Below are 17,408 nucleotides of genomic sequence, written 5' to 3' on the forward strand. Positions count from 1 at the left end.
CGTTTGGCAGGGTCTTCTGGCACTCGGGGCAAGTTTGCTCTCCGGTGTGATATAGACTTTTGTGAACCGACAGGGCTTGAGCGTTTGGCTGAGTCTTCTGGCACTCAGGGCAGGTTTGCTCCGGGCTATGATCTTTTCTTTTGTGATACGTCAGAGCTTGAGCGTTTGGCAGGATCTTCCGGCACTCAGGGCAGGTTTGCTCTGGGGTATGATTTTTCCTTTTGTGAGCCGACAGGGCTTTCGCGTTTGGCAGGGTCTTCTGGCACTCGGGGCAAGTTTGCTCTCCGGTGTGATATAGACTTTTGTGAACCGACAGGGCTTGAGCGTTTGGCTGAGCCTTCCGGCACTCAGGGCAGGTTTGCTCTGGGGTATGATTTTTCCTTTTGTGAGCCGACAGGGCTTTCGCGTTTGGCAGGGTCTTCTGGCACTCGGGGCAAGTTTGCTCTCCGGTGTGATATTGCCTTTTGTGAGTGCTCAATGAGGCTTGAGAGCCAAGTGATTTTTCACAGCCGGGGTGATCACATCGGTATTTTTTGGGGCCTGCCTTCCTTTGTTTTTCCGCAGGAGGTAGATTTAATGTTAATGATGGCCCGGTTGTGCTGTCAGCTCCCGGGACAACGGTCGGACCTTCAGCAGGATGGCTTACCGGGCCGGATTCCTGATCGCCTGTTTGCAAATAGATATCTGTTCTGCAGGCGACAGAGTCATCTGAGGTTGAACAACACCGGGTACTTGTGGAGGGAGCGAAGATACAGCGTCCTTGTCGATGACAACAGGGCTGTTCATAGCAATTTTCGTCAAGGCTATGCCGGGAGTCGGTGGGTCGGCCCGAATTTTCATCATTATGTCCGTTGTCGTATAGATAATGGGATTTTTCTGAATGTCTATTGAATGACTGACCATGACCCTCTGGCCCCGTTGTCCGGGAATCGTTACCCGTTTCATACATCAAAGTGATGATCTGAAGTTTGTTTCGCCTATAGGGTTTGTCACCGAGTGGCATGCCTGTCCCTGAATATCCGTACGTGCCGGTAATGTGTAATGGCTCGTTTCGCATCGGCCTACAATCGGTCATTGGCACCACAGATAATGTGCCCGGCTCAGTTTTGATAGAAAAACTCTGGCTTGTCGAAACCCCATTCTGGTTAACCTCAATGATAAAACGGTAGGTCTGCGGCTCAACCGGGCAGGCGAAAGGCACACAGACCAATACGTGCAAGAGTAAGCTTTTAATGGTTCTATCCTTTGTTTTCTACGGATAGGAGCAGTGAGGATAGACGAGATAATAAGGTTGACCCGCCGCAGGTGATAAAGAGATGGACGTGTACATTGTACTTCAGATCATGCCCAAACCTGTGCAGTGCCTTTTCCTCCCGGGTCTGTGACGAGCAGAAATCAATCACTTGACTTTGCATCATCAAGCTTTCGTTTTCGGTGTTGCCTTCTGTGATTCGACAGGGCTTGAGCGTTTGGCAGGGTTTTCTGGCACTCGGGGCAGGTTTGCTCTCCGGTGTGATAATGACTTTTGTGGACCGTGAGAGCTTTCGCGTTTGGCAGGGTCTTCTGGCACTCAGGACAGGTTTGCTCTGGGGTGTGATCTTTTCTTCTGTGAACCGACAGGGCTTGAGCGTTTGGCAGGGCCTTCTGGCACTCAGGGCAGGTTTGCTCTCCGGTGTGATATAGACTTTTGTGAACCGATAGGGCTTGAGCGTTTGGCTGGGTCTTCTGGCACTCAGGGCAGGTTTGCTCTGGGGTGTAATTTTTTCTTCTGTGATCCGACAAGGCTTGAGCGTTTGGCAGGGTCTTCTGGCACTCAGGACAGGTTTGTTCTCCGCTGTGATATTGACTTTTGTGATTCGACAGGGCTTTTGCGTTTGGCAAGGTCTTCTGGCACTCGGGGCAGGTTTGCTCCGGGGTATGATATTTTCTTTTGTGAGCCGACAGGGCTTGAGCGTTTGGCTGGGTCTTCTGGCACTCGGGGCAGGTTTGTTCTCCGCTGTGATATTGACTTTTGTGATTCGACAGGGCTTTCGCGTTTGGCAGGATTTTCTGGCACTCAGGGCAGGTTTTTTCTCCTCTGTGATATTGACTTTTGTGAACCGAAAGGGCTTGAGCATTTGGCAGGGTCATCTGGCACTCAGGACAGGTTTGCTCCGGGGTGTGATCTTTTCTTTTGTGAGCCGACAGAGCTTGAGCGTTTAGCAGGGTCTTCTGGCACTCAGGGCAGGTTTGCCCCGGGGTGTGATCTCTTCTTTTGTGAACCGACAAGGCTTGAGCGTTTGGCAGGGTCTTCTGGCACTCGGGGCAGGTTTGCTCCGGGGTGTGATCTTTTCTTTTGTGATACGTCAGAGCTTGAGCGTTTGGCAGGATCTTCCGGCACTCAGCGCAGGTTTGCTCTGGGGTATGGTTTTTTCTTTTGTGAGCCAACAGGGCTTGAGCGTTTGGCTGGGTCTTCTGGCACTCAGGGCAGGTTTGCTCTCCGGTGTGATAGTGCCTTTTGTGAACCGACAGTGCTTGAGCGTTTGGCTGGGTCTTCTGGCACTCAGGGCAGGCTTGCTCCGGGGTGTGATCTTTTCTTTTATGAACCGACAGGCTTTTCGCGTTTGGTAAGGTCTTCTGGCACTTAGGGCATGTTTGCTCTCCGGTGTGATATTGCCTTTTGTGAGTGCTCAATGAGGCTTGAGAGCCAAGTAATTTTTCACAGCCGGGGTGATCACATCGGTATTTTTTGGGTTCTGCCCTCCTTTGTTTTTTCGCAGGAGATGGATTTAATGTTAATGATGGCCCGGTTGTGCTGTCAGCTCCCGGGACAACGGTCGGACCTTCAGCAGGATGGCTTACCGGGCCGGTTTCCTGATCGCCTGTTTGCAAAAAGACATCTGTTCTGTAAGCGAAAGAGTCATCTGAGGTTAAACGACAATGGGGATTTTTAGAGGGAGCGAAGATACAGTGTCCTTGTCGATGACAACAGGGCTGTTCATGGCAATTTTCGTCAAGGCTATGTCGGAAGTCGGTGGGTCGGCCCGAATTTTCATCATTATGGTCCTTGTCGTATAGATAATGGGATTTTTCTGAATGTCTATTGAGTGACTGACCATGATCCTCTTGCTCTTTTGTCCGGGAATAGTTACCGCCGCCCGTTCCGTACGTCAAAGTGATGATCTGAAATTTGTTTCGCCTACAGGGTTTGTCATCGCCAGACATGCCTGATCCCAAATATCCGCTTGTGCGGGTAATGTGTGATGGTTCGTTTTGCATCGACCTCCCATCGTTCATAGGCATTGCAGATAATGTGCCCGGCTCAGTTTTTATAGAAAAACACTGGCTTGTCGAAACCCCGTTCTGGTTAACCCCAACGATAAAACAGTAAGTCTGCAGCTCAACCGGGCAAACGAAAGGCACAAAGACCAATACGTGCAAGAGTAGACTTTTAATGGTTCTATCCTTTGTTTTCTATGGATAAGAGCAGTGAGGATAGACGAGAGAATAAGGTTAACCCGCCGCAGCTGATAAACAGATGCATATGTACATGACACTTCAGATCATGCCCAAACCTGTGCAATGCCTTTTCGTCCCGGGCCTGTGACGAGCACAAATCAATCACTTGACTTTGCATCATCAAGCTTTCGTTTTCGGTGTTGCCTTCTGTGATTCGAAAGGGCTTGAGCGTTTGGCAGGGTTTTCTGGCACTCGGGGCAGGTTTGCTCTCCGGTGTGATAATGACTTTTGTGGATCGCGAGAGCTTTCGCGTTTGGCAGGGTCTTCTGGCACTCAGGGCAGGTTTGCTCTGGGGTGTGTTGTTGACTTTTGTGATCCGACAGGGCTTGAGCGTTTGGCAGGGTCTTCAGACACTCCGGGCAGGTTCGCTCTCCGGTGTGATATAGACTTTTGTGAACCGATAGGGCTTGAGCGTTTGGCAGGGTCTTCTGGCACTTGGGACAGGTTTGCTCCGGGGTGTGATCTTTTCTTTTGTGAAGCGACAGGGCTTGAGCGTTTGGCAGAATCTTCCGGCACTCAGGGCAGGTTTGCTCTGGGGTATGATCTTTTCTTTTGTGAGCCGACAGGGCTTTCGCATTTGGCAGGGTTTTCTGGCACTCGGGGCAGGTTTGCTCCGGGGTATGATCTTTTCTTTTGTGAGCCGACAGGGCTTGAGTGTTTGGCAGGGTCTTCTGGCACTCTGGGCAGGTTTGCTCTCCGGTGTGATATTGACTTCTGTGATTCGACAGGGCTTTCGAGTTTGGCAGGATTTTCTGGCACTCAGTGCAGGTTTTTTCTCCACTGTGATATTGACTTTTGTGAGCCGAAAGGACTTGAGCATTTGGCAGGGTCATCTGGCACTCAGGACAGGTTTGCTCCGGGGTGTGATCTTTTCTTTTGTGAGCCGACAGGGCTTGAGCGTTTGGCAGGATCTTCTGGCACTCAGGGCATGTTTGCCCCGGGGTGTGATCTCTTCTTTTGTGAACCGACAAGGCTTGAGCGTTTGGCAGGGTCTTCTGACACTCGGGGCAGGTTTGCTCCGGGGTATGATCTTTTCTTTTGTGAGCCGACAGAGCTTGAGCGTTTGGCTGGGTCTTCTGGCACTCGGGGCAAGTTTGTTCTCCGCCGTGATATTGACTTTTGTGATTCGACAGGGCTTTCGCGTTTGGCAGGGTCTTCTGGCACTCTGGGCAGGTTTGCTCTCCTGTGTGATATTGACTTCTGTGATCCGACAGGGCTTGGGCGTTTGGCAGAATCTTCCGGCACTCAGGACAGGTTTGCTCTGGAGTATGATCTTTTCTTTTGTGAACCGACAGGGCTTGTGCGTTTAGCAGGATTTTCTGGCACTCAGGGCAGTTTCGCTTTCCGGTGTGATATTGCCTTTTGTGAGTACTCAATGAGGCTTGAGAACTAAATGATTTTTCACAGCCGGGGTGATCACATCGGTATTTTTTGGAGCCTGCCTGCCTTTGTTTTTTCGCAGGGGGTGGATTTAATTTTAATGCTGGACCGGTTGTGCTGTCAGCTCCCGGGATAAATGTCGTACCTTCAGAAGGACGGCATACCAAGCCAAATTCCTGATCGGCTGTTTGCAGATAGAGATCTGTTCTGCAAGCGAAAGAGTCATCTGAGGTTAAACGACACCGGGTACTTGTGGAGGGAGCGAAGATACAGCGTCCCTTTTGATGACAACAGGGCTGTTCATGACAATTTTCATCAAGGCTATGTCGGTAGTCGGTGGGTCGGCCCGAATTTTCATCATTATGTCCGTTGTCGTATAGATAATGGGATTTTTCTGAATGTCTATTGAATGACTGACCATGATCCTCTGGCCCCGTTGTCCGGGAATAGTTTCCGCCGCCTGTTCCGTACATCAAAGTGATGATCTGAAATTTGTTTCGCCTGCCGAGCTTGTCATAGGATGGCATGCCTGAACCTGAATATCCGTCTGTGCTGGTAATGCGTGATGGTCTGTTGAACATCAGCCTCCAATCGGTCATTGGCATTGCAGAGAATTTGCCCGGCTCAGATTTTATAGAAAAACTCTGCCCTGTCGAAGCCCTATTCTGGTTAACCTCGACGATAAAACGGTAAGTCTGCGGCTCAACCGGGCAGACGAAAGGCACAAAGATCAATACCTGCAAGAGTAGACTTTTAATGGTTCTATCCTCTTTTTTCTATGGATAGGAGCAGTGAGGATAGACGAGAGGATAATGCGCACAGAACTAAAACATAATGATTCACGGATTTCTTCATCCGTGGCAAACGTGCTGGAATGGCATTGAGACGCCGATGTTTTATACCTGATGACTGTCGTCAAACCAGGTCTCAACTCGTTCCCACGCTTTTAGGCCCTGTGAGTCCTGCGTGGGAATGCATATCTCCTCTGAAAGCCGGACACTACAACTTGAGATAACATATGAGTTCCCACGTCTGAATCGAAACTGCCACACCAGCGCAAACAGCCTGCCAGGGGTCGAGCTTTTCATAAACGTGTGCAGTGCGTTTCCCTCCTGAGCCTATGACAAGCAGACATCAATCACTTGACTTTGCATCATCAAGCTTTCGTTTTCGGTGTTGCCTTTTGTGATTCGACAGGGCTTGAACGTTTGGCAGGGTCCTCTGGCACTCTGGGCAGGTTTGCTCTCCGGTGTGATATTGACTTTTGTGTTCCGACAGAGCTTTCGCGTTTGACAGGGTCTTTTGGCACTCTGGGCAGGTTTGCTCTGGGGTGTGATCTTTTCTTTTGTGAATCGACAGCGCTTGAGCGTTTGGCAGGATCTTTTGGCACACAGGGCAGGTTTGCTCCGGGGTGTGATCTCTTCTTTTGTGAGCCATCAAGGCTTGAGCGTTTGGCAGGGTCTTCTGGCACTCAGGGCAGGTTTGCTCTGGGGTGTGATCTGTTCTTCTGTGATTCGACAGCGCTTGATTGTTTGGCAGGGTCTTCTGGCACACAGGGCAGGTTTGCTCTCCTGTGTGATACCGACTTTTGTGTTCCGACAGGGCCTTCGCGTTTGGCAGGGTCTTCTGGCACACAGGGCAGGTTTGCTCCGGGGTGTGATCTTTTCTTTTGTGAACCGCCAGGGCTTGAGTGTTTGGCAGGATCTTCTGGCACTCCGGGCAGGTTTGCTCTGGGTTGTGATATAGACTTTTGTGATCCGACAGGGCTTTCGCGTTTGGCAGGGTCTTCTGGCAATCAGGGCAGGTTTGCTCCGGGGTGTGATCTCTTCTTTTGTGATCCGACAGGGCTTTCGCATTTGGCAGGGTCTTCTGGCACTCAGGGCAGGTTTGCTCCGGGGTGTGATTTTTTCTTTTGTGATCTGACAGGGCCTGAGCGTTTGACAGGGTCTTCTGGCACTCAGGGCAGGTGCGCTCTCCGGTGTGATATAGACTTTTGTGAACCGCCAGGGCTTGAGCGTTTGGCAGGGTCTTCTGGCACTCAGGGCAGGTTTGCTCTCCAGTGTGATCTTTTCTTTTGTGATCTGACAGGGCTTGAGCGTTTGGCAGGGTCTTCTGGCACTCAGGGCAGGTTTGCTCTGGGGTGTGATCTTTTCTTTTGTGATCTGACAGGGCCTGAGCGTTTGGCAGGGTCTTCAGGCACTCAGGACAGGTTTGTTTTCCGGAGTGATATTTACTTTTGTGATTCGACAGGGCTCTCGAGTTTGGCAGGGTCTTCTGGCACTCAGGGCAGGTTTGCTCTGGTGTGTGATCTTTTCTTTTGTGATCTGACAGGGCCTGAGCGTTTGGCAGGGTCTTCTGGCACTCAGGACAGGTTTGCTCTGCGGTGTGATCTCTTCTTTTGTGAATCGACAGGGCTCGAGCGTTTGGCAGGGTCTTCTGGCACTCAGCGCAGGTTTGCTCTCCGGTGTGGTAGTGACTTTTGTGATCCGACAGGGCTTTCGAGTTTGGCAGGATCTTCTGGCACTCAGCGCAGGTTTGCTCTGGGGTGTGATCTTTTCTTTTGTGATTCGACAGGGCTTTCGCGTTTAGCATGATCTTCTGGCACACAGGGCAGGTTTGCTCTCCAGTGTGATCTTTTCTTTTGTGATCCGACAGGGCTTGAGCGTTTGGCAGGGTCTTCTGGCACACAGGACAGGTTTGTTTTCCGGTGTGATATTGACTTTTGTGATTCGACAGGGCTTTCGCGTTTGGCAGGGTCTTCTGGCAATCAGGGCAGGTTTGCTCTCCGGTGTGATATTGCCTTTTGTGATTGTTCAATGAAGCTTGAGAGCCAAGTAATTTTTCACAGCCGGGGTGATCACATCGGTATTTTTTGGAGCCTGCCTGCCTTTGTTTTTTCGCAGGAGGTGGATTTAATTTTAATGCTGGACCGGTTGTGCTGTCAGCTCCCGAGATAAATGTCGTACCTTCAGAAGGACGGCATACCAAGCCAGATTCCTGATCGGCTGTTTGCAAATAGAGATCTGTTCTGCAAGCGAAAGAGTCATTTGAGGTTGAACGACACCGGATACTTGTGGAGGGAGCGAAGATACAGCGTCCCTGTCGATTACAACAGGGCTGTTCATGACAATTTTCGTCAAGGCTATGCCGGGAGTCGGTGGGCCGACCCGAATTTTCATCATTATGGCCGTTGTCGTATAGGTAATGGTTTTTTTCTGAATGTCTATTGAATGACTGACCATGATCCTCTGGCCCCGTTGTCCAGGAATAGTTTCCGCCGCCCGTTCCGTACATCAAAGTGATGATCTGAAATTTGTTTCGCCTGCCGGGCTTGTCATAGGGTGGCATGCCTGAACCTGAATATCCGTTTGTGCTGGTAATGCGTGATGGTCTGTTGTACATCAGCCTCCAATCGATCATTGGCATTGCAGAGAATTTGCCCGGCTCAGTTTTTATAGAAAAACTCTGCCCTGTCGAAGCCCTATTCTGGTTAACCTCGACGATAAAACGGTAAGTCTGCGGCTCAACCGGGCAGACGAAAGGCACAAAGACCAATAACTGCATGAGCAAACTTTTAATGGTTCTATCCTCTGTTTTCTATGGATAGGAGCAGTGAGGATAGACGAGAGGATAATGCGCACAGAACCAAAACATAGTGATTCATGGATTCCTTCGTCCATGGCAAACGTGCTGGAATGCCACTGAGACGCCGATGTTTTATACTTGATGACTGTTGTAAAACCAGGTCTCAACTCGTTCCCACGCTTTTAGGCCCTGTGAGTCCTGCGCGGGAATGCATATCTCCTCTGAAAGCCGGACACTGCAACTTGAGATAACATATGAGTTCCCACGTCTGAATCGAAACTGCCGCACCAGCGCAAACAGCCTGCCAGGGGGCGAGCTTTTCATAAACGTGTGCAGTGCGTTTCCCTCCTGAGCCTATGACAAGCAGAAATCAATCACTTGACTTTGCATCATCAAGCTTTCGTTTTCGGTGTTGCCTTTTGTGATTCGACAGGGCTTGAACGTTTGGCAGGGTCTTCTGGCACTCAGGACAGGTTTGCTCTGGGGTGTGATCTTTTCTTTTGTGAATCGACAGGGCTCGAGCGTTTGGCAGGGTCTTCTGGCACTCAGAGCAGGTTTGCTCTCCGGAGTGATAGTGACTTTTGTGATCCGACAGGGCTTTCGAGTTTGGCAGGATCTTCTGGCACTCAGCGCAGGTTTGCTCTGGGGTGTGATCTTTTCTTTTGTGATTCGACAGGACTCGAGCGTTTGGCATGATCTTCTGGCACTCAGGGCAGGTTTGCTCTCCAGTGTGATCTTTTCTTTTGTGATCTGACAGGGCTTGAGCGTTTGTCAGGGTCTTCTGGCACTCATGACAGGTTTGTTCTCCGGTGTGATATTGACTTTTGTGATTCGACAGGGCTTTAGCGTTTGGCAGGGTCTTCTGGCACTCAGGGCAGGTTTGCCCTGGGGTGTGATATTGCCTTTTGTGATTCGACAGGGCTTGATTGTTTGGCAGGGTCTTTTGGCAATCAGGGCAGGTTTGCTCTCCGGTGTGATATTGACTTTTGTGATTCGACAGGGCTTTCGCGTTTGGCAGGGTCTTCTGGCACTCAGGGCAGGTTTGCTCTGGGGTGTGATCTTTTCTTTTGTGATTCGACAGAGCTTGATTGTTTGGCAGGGTCTTTTGGCAATCAGGGCAGGTTTGCTCTCCGGTGTGATATTGTCTTTTGTGATTGTTCAATGAAGCTTGAGAGCCAAGTGATTTTTCACAGCCAGGGTGATCACATCGGTATTTTTTGGAGCCTGCCTGCCTTTGTTTTTTCGCAGGAGGTGGATTTAATTTTAATGCTGGACCGGTTGTGCTGTCAGCTCCCAAGATAAATGTCGGACCTTCAGAAGGACGGCATACCAAGCCAGATTCCTGATCGGCTGTTTGCAAATAGAGATCTGTTCCGCAAGCGAAAGAGTCATCTGAGGTTGAACGACACTGGGTACTTGTGGTGGGAGCGAAGATACAGCGTCCCTGTCGATTACAACAGGGCTGTTCATAACAATTTTCGTCAAGGCTATGCCTGGAATCGGTGGGCCGACCCGAATTTTTATCATTATGTCCGTTGTCGTATAGATAATGGGATTTTTCTGAATGTCTATTGAATGACTGACCATGATCCTCTGGCCTCGTTGTCCGGGAATAGTTTCCGCTGCCCGTTCCGTACATCAAAGTGATGATCTGAAGTTTGTTTCGCCTACAGAGCTTGTCATAGGGTGGCATGCCTGACCCTGAATATCCGTTTGTGCTAGTAATGTTTTTGCCGGTATTGTGTGATGGTTCGTTTTGCATCAGCCTCCAATCGGTCATTGACATTGCAGAGAATTTGCCGAGCTCAGTTTTTATAGAAAAACTCTGCCCTGTCGAAGCCCTATTCTGGTTAACCTCGACGATAAAACGGTAAGTCTGCGGCTCAACCGGGCAGACGAAAGGCACAAAGGCCAATACCTGCAAGAGTAGACTTTTAATGGTTCTATCCTCTGTTTTCTACGGATAGGAGCAGTGATGGTAGACGAGAGGATAATGCGCACAGAACCAAAACATGGTGATTCATAGATTCCTTCATCCATGGCAAACGTGCTGGCATGCCACTGAGACGCCGATGTTTTATACCTGATGACTGTCGTAAAACCCGGTTTGAGAAAAGCGATGAAGTCAGTGACGATCACGGAGCTAGAGCAAGGTGATTACCCGGACCCGACGTGGTTCACCTCAATCGTCTGATTCGGGTTGTAATGACGAATATTGAGCAGAGAATTGTTGATGTGAAACCCCGGGTGACAAAGCCATCATTTGGCTCGCGACTTACTAGTATATTTATCAACCAACGACCCAAGTGCCTTTGCCTGCTCAGCAATGACCGGATGATTGCTATGTTTTGCACTACTCAATCTTGCACAGATATAGTTCCCATCTTAGGGCCGGGTTCCTCTCCCTGCCTGCACTTGTGAGACCGGATTTTGCACAGAGTACAAATGAACCAATGGCCCAAGTGCCTTTGCCTGCTCAACAATGGCCGGATCATTGCTTCGTTCTGCGCTCCTCAACCTTACATAGATATGGCTGTCATCTTCAGGCCATGTTGCTCTCCTTGCCAGCACTTGTGTCACCAGATGCTGCACAGAGTACAAATTAACCGATGGCCTAAGTGCCTGTGCCTGCTCAACAATGGCCGGATCATTGCTTCGTTCTGCACTACTCAACCTTGCATAGATATGGCTGTCATCTTCAGGCCAGGTTCCTCTCCCATCCAGCATTTGTGACACCAGATGCTGCACAGAGTAAAAATTAATCAATCGCCTAAGTGCCTTTGCCTGCCCAGCAATGGCCGGATCATTGCTATGTTTTGCACTCCTCAACCTTGCATAAATATGGTTGTCACTTTCAGGCCAGGTTCCTCTCCCTGCCTGCATTTGTGACACCAGATGCTGCAAAGAGTACAAATTAACCAATGGCCTAAGTGCCTCTGCCTGTTCAGTAATGGCAGGATCATTGCTGCGTTTTGCACCCAACAACCTTCCATAGATATGGTCGTCAACTTCAGGCCAGGTTTCTCTTCCTGCCTTCACTCGTGACACCAGTTGCTGCACCGAGTACAAATCAACCAATGCCCTAAGTGACTTTAACTGCTCAGTAATGGCTGGATCATTGCGTCTTTCTAGACTAAACAACCTTGCATAAATATAGTTGTCATCTTCAGGCCAGGCTTCTCTCCCTACCTGCACTTGTAATACCAGATGCTGCACCGAGTACAAATTTACCAATGGCCTAAGTGCCTTTGCCTGGTCAGTAATGGCTGGATCATTGCTGATGTCTGCACTAAGCAACCTTGCATAGATATAGTTGTCATCTTCGGGCCAGGTTCCTCTCCCTGCCTGCACTTGTGACACCAGGTGCTGCACCGAGCACAAATTAACCAATGGCCTAAGTGCCTTTGCCTGCTCAGCAATGGCCGGATTATTGCTGCGTCTTGCACTAGTCAACCTTGCATAGATATGGTCGTCATCTTCGGGCCAGGTTCCTCTCCCTGCCTGCACTTCCGTTACAATTTGAGCAAGCTCTTGCAGTGCGATACGATCAGAGCTATCACGCCTCTCTTGGTTGATAGTGATTTCCTTATGGATTAGAAAGCCACGTAATGCTACCAGATCATGCCGACATTCCGGGCAGGTATTAACCATTCGCCCATCAAGTTCTGTCGTTAACCACACTTTCAGGCAGTCTATATGAAACAAATGAGAACATGACGTTTTCACCACATCGTCAGATTCCACAAAATCAGTCAGACATACGCTGCAAGCTCCTCCAACATATTCAACCTCCTGCGCTTCTTCAAGGCTGTTCGAAGCAGACTTTGGTAATATAAATGCGGGATACAACATAACTGTTTCTGACTGATGTACTTGCGGATAGCCGGACAAACCTTTCCCTGTAAGTTGAGCAAGCAGTTCTGAGGCATCTGGCGGCATTTGGCTGAATAACGATTTATTGTGTGCCTTCTTCTTTGTAATCCCTTCCAAAGCCGCAGATAAATCTGTGGCGCTGACGAATTGTCTTGATTCACTGGAAGATTCACTGGAAGTAGTGGGATATCCATTATAAAGCCATTGTTTCAGCCACTGGCTGATCCGGGCCAGAGCTGACAGGTAGTCAAACTGCCAGTCGGGCATAGTAAAAAATCCCTTGGCAGGAATGCCCGGCATAGAGGGAGGTGGCGGTGGGTCAAATGGAAAGCCTCTTCCCGATAATCGCAAGTCAGGTTCATGTATTAATGCGGGCCATTCTGGCAACACAAAGCTCGTGCCATTTTTCTCCGCTTCCTCAGAAACATTATTTGTAGCCAGATCGCCCTCGCCACTGTCAGTTCTATCTACTTGCAGTTCAGGGCTGATACACAAGAAGTTTCTTTGTTCCGTTGAGGGAGTGTCAATATCGTCACGTTTCAGTAGATAGCAGCTGAATGAACCTTCGCCTATTGGCACCCTGCCAATATAGGCAGCATTGGCCACAACCAGTATGTCTTCAAACAAGGCCAGAGAGTCTTCAGGCACAAAGAAGACAAAACCTGGTATCAGATACGCCTCTTGGTCAGGTGTCCCATTTGTGACGATGAGCAGATGTCCTTGAGGATGGTCATCACCAAATCCACTGGCTGCCAAAGAGATTAAGAGTGTCCCGATTATATAAAAGAAAACTGTTTTAATTTGCACTCAAATTTCCATTTTTTTTCAGTCAGAGCTGAGTGTAGCCACAGTAGGTCGGGCTCGCCTAAAAGTTTACACATACCCACTACTCCAACTGACCTTCTTCCAGGAAAAACCAAAAACCAGTAATAAGCAAACGTGCTGTCTGAATCGAAATAGAGTGTTGATTGACTCTAGTCATCACCGCTAAAGGGACTTAACGGCATGAAGTGTTCCTGAATCGGTCTTGTTTAGTCTGTGACCCTGATCGGAAGCAGACGGAGATAGCCCCGATCCGGGGCGATCATTACCGGATCCGGGTGTGAATATATTTTATGTCCAACAAAAGATTCTCCCGAGCGTCTTCTGGCCACTGATCAACATAGGCCCTGATAAACGCGTCCCTTGATATCCTGCTTTTGTCCATTTCTCCGAACAACCGCTTCAGATCGAGGAACACTTCTTTTGATTCCAGAACTGAGTCAGAAAGCCCTATGGTATCAATCAGCGAGAAACCGGACTCTTCATCATAAAAAATATTTTTGAAATTCAGGTCTTGATGAACCGCTCTGGAAAGGGTGTAGAGTCCATTGAGTTTCAAATCTCTGTGACGCAGGTGAAACTGCGCCAGAACTTTCCCAAACCCGGAGAACAAGGCATTGATGTCAACCTCGCCTGAGGGTTCACGGGACTCAGCGACCCAGTCTGCCAGAGAACGCCCCTTCACTGCTTTGAACAAAGAGTGCATACGCCCCGCGACCAATCCACTCCACTCATCGAAACCCAGAGCCAACGGCTCTTCTTCCGGCACAAAATAGCATTCAGCCACTTTCAACATAGGGGCAATAATAAAGCCACTGTTAACATAGCCTTTGAGAATATACTGCTGGCCGTCGATCCATATCGTGTTCAACGAATGCACCGAAGGAGAACCATACAGAGTGCTTATAATGCCCATGAGGCCAGCTTCATCCATGGTGTCAACCACCTGCTGATACTTCCCATGATGCACAGGAATTTGTTGCCACTGGCTGGCGCTGTTGCCTGGCCAACGCCAGTTGAAATAGTCTGCCAGATGAGCTTGCCAGTCGTTGCAGGCCATTGTCCCAGGCTGCATTACTCCCGTTTTTTTTAATAACTTCAATGCTTCGGTGCCGTTTTTGCTGGAAATCAGAGACTGACAGAATTCACTGTCTAGTTTCGGCTTCCAGAGTTCAAAGGGCTGGATATTGCAGGATTCATCATCCCCGGCTACTGGAATGCCCAGTCTCTCAGGCCATGCATAATAGGTAATCACAGCCGCAGTCAGGGCAGTCAAAGGCAGCAGGTAGTTTGAAGGGCGACTGCATGGACCTGTCTGACAATTTTCCGAAGAAAATGAATGAGCCGTCTGCATAGAGAGCAGTAGGGCCAGCAGAATAGGAAGTGTTTGCCCATGGACAAAGCGGTTAGGTGGCATAAAAAGTACTCCTGTATCAGATCTTCTTTATTCTTTTGATCCTGATCGATCCAGGGAGTTCAACTGCCATCAAAATTTTTTCAATGAGTCAGATCCGCGCTGCCAGCCCGAATACAGTTATGTTCTCAATCCGGGTCGGCAAAGCAGTCGGTTTTCAATCAGACTCTGCGGCTTTGGCTTCGGTGTCTTCTGGCAGACTTTCATCGGTTTGTGACTGATCTGTAGTGCAGCTCCAGCCCCAGCCTTCCTGTTTTTTCACAAATTCCGAGGCCTGATCTTCGCAATAGCCCGCAGTGTAACTGGCGTTCCAGAGCGTCTCTTCCCGACTGCCTTTGGTGTAGCGAACCTCGCAGGGCACACTGGACTCACGTTGCAGATAAACGACGCTTATCTTGCGTTCCTGTTTGCCACGGTGACAGGTGAAGGAGTAATTATCCGATGCGGATACCAGTCCGGTCATACCCAGCCCAACCAGAATGGCCAGAGAAGCTTTGTACATGAGGAGATTATCCTGTTCGAAGTCATAGTCACCCACGCCAGAAACGTCGGCGGAGAAGGCTTAACGTATCAGGTCTCGTGGAATCGTGAAACACTCTAACACAGCCCTTGCCAGAAACTGAAGACTCTTGGAGGAGCAAGCTGCCTGGCTGGATTAAACCTGTAGATTCGTTCACTTATCAGACATCTTTTCCTGTCAGGAAGCTCGACGGGTAGTTTTTCTACGGCGGGTTTTCTTCTTGAACCGGTTGGGCGATACCGGAGGCAGCCCCTGCACATTGATCGTTCCTGACTGCCCGGCTTCCTGCAACAACTGCAGCAGTTGCTGTTCAAGCTGATTCATAAAGGTCTGGTAAGAACCTTTTTTCTCCACGATCTGATTCAGTGACGCTTCCCAACGAGCGGTCATGTCTGGACGACTGACAGGTTCCGGCAGCGCTTTGATCAATGCTTTCCCGGTTTCAGTGGCATGAATGTTTTTGCCCTGGCGGGCAAGATATTTCCGATTGAACAATAGTTCAATAATCCCTGCCCGGGTAGCCTCGGTACCCAAACCATCGGTCTCCTTCAGCACCTTCCTGATCTCGGTATCCTTCACATAGCGGGCAATTCCGGTCATGGCTGATAGCAGGGTGGCATCGGTAAATGGCCTGGGTGGTTGGGTTTGTTTCTCTGCCAACTCTGCTTCCTTGCACAGCAGTGTCTGTCCTTGCTGCAATTCCGGTAACCTTTGACCCTCGAATTTATCGGATTGTTTATCTGTAGTTGATGATGGCTTGCGGGGAAAAATGGCTGTCCAGCCTTCTTCCTGCACTTCCCTGCTGCTGGCCATGAATAACCCGCCTTCCAGGGTGACACTGACTTTTCGGGCTAAAAATCGGTGATCCGGATAAAACTGAGCCACATACTGTCTGGCAATCAGGCGATATAGGTTACGCTCCCGGTCACCCATTTTGTAGAGATCGGCTCTTCGGGTGGTGGGGATAATCCCGTGGTGTGCGCCGACCTTCTTGTCATTCCAGGCTTTGCTTTTGCGATCGGGTAATGCACCGTCAACAGCGCTGGCCAGTTTTTCATCATTACTTCGGATCGCTGCCAGCACTTCCGGTGCCTCCCTGAAATGCTCCACGGGCAGATAACGGCAATCCGAACGGGGATAGGTCACCAGTTTCTGCTCATAAAGCTTTTGACAGACATCCAGCACCTCCTTGGCACTCATCCTTAGCTGTTTGGCAGCATCAATCTGAAGAACGGAAAGTGAATAGGGTAAAGGTGGAGACTCCTTAGCGGGTTTATTCTCCAGCTTACTGACTGTTCCCTGCTTGCCCTGTATCCTGCTGACAACATTTTCCGCCAGCCGACGATCCAGCACACGACCCTCGTCATCCATCCAGGGCTGACAGGCTTCACTGGGTTGCCACTTGGCCTTGAAGCACTCACCCCGATCAGTCACCAGCAGGGCAAAGACCTCGAAATAAGGTTTCGGTTGGAATTGAGCAATGTCTTCGTCTCTTCGCACCACCAGACCCAGCACCGGTGTCTGTACCCGACCCACAGAAAGCAACCCCCCATAACCTGCTTTCTTGCCAAGAACGGTATAAGCACGGGTTAAATTGATACCATAGAGCCAGTCGGCACGGGAGCGAGCCAGGGCAGAAACCGAGAGTGGAACATAGTCCGAATTGCTCTGCATTCGGTCGAAGGCTTTCTTGACCGCTGAGCCATTCAAGTCATTCACTAGCAGACGACGAACGCTTTTCCTGCGGGTTGGTGAAAGCTTGAGGTAATCCAGTACTTCATCTACCAACAACTGCCCTTCCCTGTCCGGGTCTCCGGCATGAACGATGACATCCGCTGTCTTCAACAGCTTGCGAATCACCGATAACTGGGCGCGAGTGTTTTTTCGCGGTTGCAGTTGCCACTGTTGGGGAACAATGGGTAAATGTTCAAAACGCCATTGCTTGTAGGCGGGATCATAATGTTCAGGCTCAGCCTGCTCCAGCAGGTGGCCAATACACCAGGTCACGACATCACCGGATGCCGTCTCTATGTAGCCATCTTGTCGTTTATGCGGCCGGGGCAATACATCGGCTATGGCTCTGCCCAGGCTGGGTTTTTCAGCAATGATTAAGCGCATTCGGTCAACAAAGGTTCCATCAGATCAATGGTGCAGCTGCCTATGATAAATTTCTTTCTGGTCATGTCATAGCCGCTACTAAAAATCTAACATAATCTGTAATTATGTAGACTTATCTACGCCGTCACCGTGGATGCACGACGAATCGTGTCTAACTCCACTCTTGCGTAGGGTTTAACGTCGAGCTGTAACGTGTCT

Annotated in this window: 10 protein-coding genes; all 10 read right to left on the reverse strand. The window is 49.7% G+C overall.

Annotated elements, in window-relative coordinates:
• The coding region (locus KBW69_RS22445) for a C2H2-type zinc finger protein (protein ID WP_257282359.1) at window positions 1-1,219 on the reverse strand (1,219 nt) is incomplete at its 3' end.
• A gap of 176 nt (window positions 1,220-1,395) precedes the next feature.
• Complete coding sequence (locus tag KBW69_RS22450; RefSeq protein WP_257282360.1) at window positions 1,396-3,420, reverse strand: C2H2-type zinc finger protein; 2,025 nt, start codon at window positions 3,418-3,420, stop codon at window positions 1,396-1,398.
• Window positions 3,421-3,439: 19 nt separating this feature from the next.
• Complete coding sequence (locus KBW69_RS23995; RefSeq protein ID WP_373690732.1) at window positions 3,440-3,619, reverse strand: transposase; 180 nt, start codon at window positions 3,617-3,619, stop codon at window positions 3,440-3,442.
• Window positions 3,597-5,621 carry a C2H2-type zinc finger protein gene (locus KBW69_RS22455; protein ID WP_257282361.1) on the reverse strand — a complete coding sequence of 675 codons (2,025 nt, stop codon included), beginning with the start codon at window positions 5,619-5,621 and terminating at the stop codon, window positions 3,597-3,599. Before KBW69_RS22455 ends, KBW69_RS23995 begins: the two co-directional genes overlap by 23 nt.
• 391 nt (window positions 5,622-6,012) lie before the next feature.
• A complete protein-coding gene (locus KBW69_RS22460; protein ID WP_257282362.1) occupies window positions 6,013-8,442 on the reverse strand; it encodes a C2H2-type zinc finger protein in 2,430 nt (809 codons plus the stop codon).
• Window positions 8,443-8,833: 391 nt separating this feature from the next.
• The gene (locus tag KBW69_RS22465; protein ID WP_257282363.1) at window positions 8,834-10,387 is read right to left on the reverse strand and encodes a C2H2-type zinc finger protein; all 1,554 of its coding nucleotides are present in this window, start codon (window positions 10,385-10,387) and stop codon (window positions 8,834-8,836) included.
• A 461-nt stretch (window positions 10,388-10,848) separates the two neighbouring features.
• Window positions 10,849-13,143 (reverse strand): RING finger domain-containing protein, encoded by a 2,295-nt coding sequence (locus tag KBW69_RS22470; RefSeq protein WP_257282364.1) that lies wholly within the window; start codon window positions 13,141-13,143, stop codon window positions 10,849-10,851.
• 280 nt (window positions 13,144-13,423) lie between these two features.
• Complete coding sequence (locus KBW69_RS22475) at window positions 13,424-14,575, reverse strand: lipopolysaccharide kinase InaA family protein (RefSeq protein ID WP_257282365.1); 1,152 nt, start codon at window positions 14,573-14,575, stop codon at window positions 13,424-13,426.
• Window positions 14,576-14,729: 154 nt separating this feature from the next.
• A complete protein-coding gene (locus tag KBW69_RS22480; protein ID WP_257253217.1) occupies window positions 14,730-15,074 on the reverse strand; it encodes a hypothetical protein in 345 nt (114 codons plus the stop codon).
• Between the two features lie 195 nt (window positions 15,075-15,269).
• Entirely contained in the window at window positions 15,270-17,210 is a 1,941-nt protein-coding gene (locus KBW69_RS22485) for a DNA topoisomerase III (RefSeq protein ID WP_257253216.1), read from the reverse strand.
• Window positions 17,211-17,408 lie beyond the last annotated feature (198 nt).

Origin of the sequence: Endozoicomonas sp. ISHI1 (assembly GCF_024606225.1) — a bacterium.
In the GTDB taxonomy this organism is placed as follows: domain Bacteria; phylum Pseudomonadota; class Gammaproteobacteria; order Pseudomonadales; family Endozoicomonadaceae; genus Endozoicomonas_A.

Excerpts from the sequence above, each read along its gene's own strand:
- KBW69_RS23995 (WP_373690732.1), bottom strand. The coding sequence starts at position 3,619 with ATGATGCAAAGTCAAGTGATTGATTTGTGCTCGTCACAGGCCCGGGAC.
- KBW69_RS22460 (WP_257282362.1), bottom strand. The coding sequence starts at position 8,442 with ATGCAGTTATTGGTCTTTGTGCCTTTCGTCTGCCCGGTTGAGCCGCAG.
- KBW69_RS22475 (WP_257282365.1), bottom strand. The coding sequence starts at position 14,575 with ATGCCACCTAACCGCTTTGTCCATGGGCAAACACTTCCTATTCTGCTG.
- KBW69_RS22480 (WP_257253217.1), bottom strand. The coding sequence starts at position 15,074 with ATGTACAAAGCTTCTCTGGCCATTCTGGTTGGGCTGGGTATGACCGGA.
- KBW69_RS22485 (WP_257253216.1), bottom strand. The coding sequence starts at position 17,210 with ATGCGCTTAATCATTGCTGAAAAACCCAGCCTGGGCAGAGCCATAGCC.